This is a genomic window from Roseateles sp., assembly GCF_031397715.1.
Taxonomy (GTDB): Bacteria; Pseudomonadota; Gammaproteobacteria; order Burkholderiales; family Burkholderiaceae_C; genus Paucibacter_A.
This window is the reverse complement of the sequence record NZ_JANNMI010000210.1, coordinates 1-2,542: the sequence shown is the minus strand read 5'-3', so window position 1 is coordinate 2,542 and position 2,542 is coordinate 1. Positions and strand designations below refer to the sequence as shown.

Here is a 2,542-nt window from a genome sequence, read left to right as displayed (position 1 = left end):
CCCAGCATGAGCTGCCGCACCATCATCTACAAAGGTCTGTTGCTGGCCGATCAAGTCGGCAGTTACTACAAGGACCTGGCCGACCCGCGTGTGGTCTCCGCGATCGCCCTGGTGCACCAGCGCTTTTCGACCAACACCTTCCCCGAGTGGCCGCTGGCTCACCCTTACCGCATGGTCGCCCACAACGGCGAGATCAACACGGTCAAGGGCAACTTCAACTGGATGCGCGCCCGCGAGGGCGTGATGAAGTCGCCGGTCTTGGGTGACGATCTGGACAAGCTCTACCCGATCAGTTTCGAGCACCAGTCCGACACCGCGACTTTTGATAACGCAATCGAGCTGCTGACCATGGCCGGCTACCCGCTCGCGCACGCAGCCATGATGATGATCCCGGAAGCCTGGGAGCAGCACGAGATGATGGACCCGCGCCGCCGTGCTTTTTATGAGTACCACGCCGCGATGATGGAGCCCTGGGACGGCCCGGCCGCGATGGTCTTCACCGACGGCCGCCAGGTCTGCGCCGCGCTCGACCGCAATGGCCTGCGCCCGGCGCGCTACTGCATCACCGACGACGATCTGGTCATCCTCGCGTCCGAGAGTGGCGTGCTGCCGATCCCCGAGAACAGAATCGTCAAGAAGTGGCGCCTGCAGCCCGGCAAGATGTTCCTGATCGACCTGGAGCAGGGCCGCATCATTGATGATGAAGAGCTGAAGAACCAGTACGCTAACGCCCGACCGTATCGGCAGTGGATCGATAACGTGCGCGTCAAGCTGGACGACATCGCCGTCGCCGACATCAAGCCTGCGGCCTTCGCATCCTCGCTCTTGGACCGCCAGCAAGCCTTCGGTTTCACCCAGGAGGACATCAAGTTTCTGATGGCGCCGATGGCCGCCAATGGCGAAGAGGCGCTGGGCTCGATGGGCAATGACTCGCCGCTGGCTGTCTTGTCGTCCAAAGACAAGCCGTTGTTCAACTACTTCAAACAGTTGTTTGCCCAGGTCACCAACCCGCCGATCGACCCGATCCGCGAAGCGATCGTGATGTCGCTGAACAGCTTCATCGGCCCCAAGCCCAATCTGCTGGACATCAATGCGGTCAACCCGCCGATGCGGCTGGAAGTGTCGCAGCCGGTGCTGGACTTCAAGGACATGGCCCGTCTGCGCCAGATCGAAGCGCACACGCATGGCAAGTTCAAGCCGTATGAGCTCGACATTACCTACCCGCTCGCCTGGGGCCATGAGGGCGTCGAGGCGCAGCTGGCCTCGCTGTGCGCCGAGTCGGTCGATGCGATCAAGAGCGGTCACAACATTCTCATCATCACCGACCGGCGTTTAAGCGAAAGCCGGGTGGCGATCCCCGCCTTGCTGGCGCTGTCCGCCATTCACCACCATCTGGTGCGTGAAGGCCGCCGCACCACCGCCGGCTTGGTGGTCGAGACCGGCAGCGCCCGCGAAGTCCATCACTTCGCCGTGCTGGCCGGCTTTGGCGCCGAGGCGGTCCACCCCTATCTGGCGCTCGAAACCTTGGCCGATATCGCTGCCGGTTTGCCGGGCGACTTGTCGGCTGACAAAGCGATCTACAACTACATCAAGGGCATCGGCAAGGGCCTGTCCAAGATCATGTCCAAGATGGGCATCTCGACCTATATGTCCTACTGCGGCGCGCAGATCTTCGAAGCCATCGGCCTGCAGAGTGACTTTGTCGAGAAGTATTTCCGCGGCACGCCCACACAAGTCGGCGGCATCGGTGTGTTCGAGGTGGCCGAAGAAAGCATCCGCCTGCACCGCGCGGCCTTCGGTGACGACCCGGTGCTGGACAGCATGCTGGACGCCGGCGGCGAGTACGCTTGGCGCGCACGTGGTGAAGAGCATATGTGGACGCCCGACGCGATCGCCAAGCTGCAGCACAGCGCCAGAGCCCCGAACGGCGGCAACTTCGACACCTACAAGGAATACGCCCAGATCATCAACGACCAGAGCAAGCGTCACATGACCTTGCGCGGCCTGTTCGAGTTCAAATTCGATCCGAGCAAGGCGATCCCGCTGGACGAGGTCGAGTCGGCCAAAGAAATCGTCAAGCGTTTCGCCACCGGCGCAATGTCGCTGGGCTCGATCAGCACCGAGGCGCATGCGACGCTGGCCGTGGCGATGAACCGCATCGGGGGTAAGAGCAATACCGGCGAAGGTGGCGAGGATCCTGCGCGTTACCGCAACGAGCTCAAGGGCATCAAGATCGTCGCCGGCACCAAGGTTTCCGACGTGATCGGCAACAAGGTCATCGCGGTGGATTACGAGCTCAAAGAAGGCGACTCGCTGCGCTCCAAGATCAAGCAGGTCGCGTCCGGCCGCTTTGGTGTGACGACCGAATACCTGGTCAGCGCCGACCAGATCCAGATCAAGATGGCCCAAGGCGCCAAGCCGGGCGAGGGCGGTCAGCTGCCCGGCGGCAAGGTGTCCGAGTACATCGGTATGCTGCGTTACTCGGTGCCGGGTGTCGGATTGATCTCGCCGCCTCCGCACCACGACATCTATTCGATCGAGG

The 2,542-nt window shown here is 62.3% G+C and carries 1 protein-coding gene; it reads left to right on the top strand.

From position 1 onward, the window contains the following. Positions 1–2,542 (top strand): glutamate synthase central domain-containing protein (locus RMO57_RS09265; RefSeq protein ID WP_310385958.1); only part of this gene is annotated, 2,542 nt, incomplete at both ends.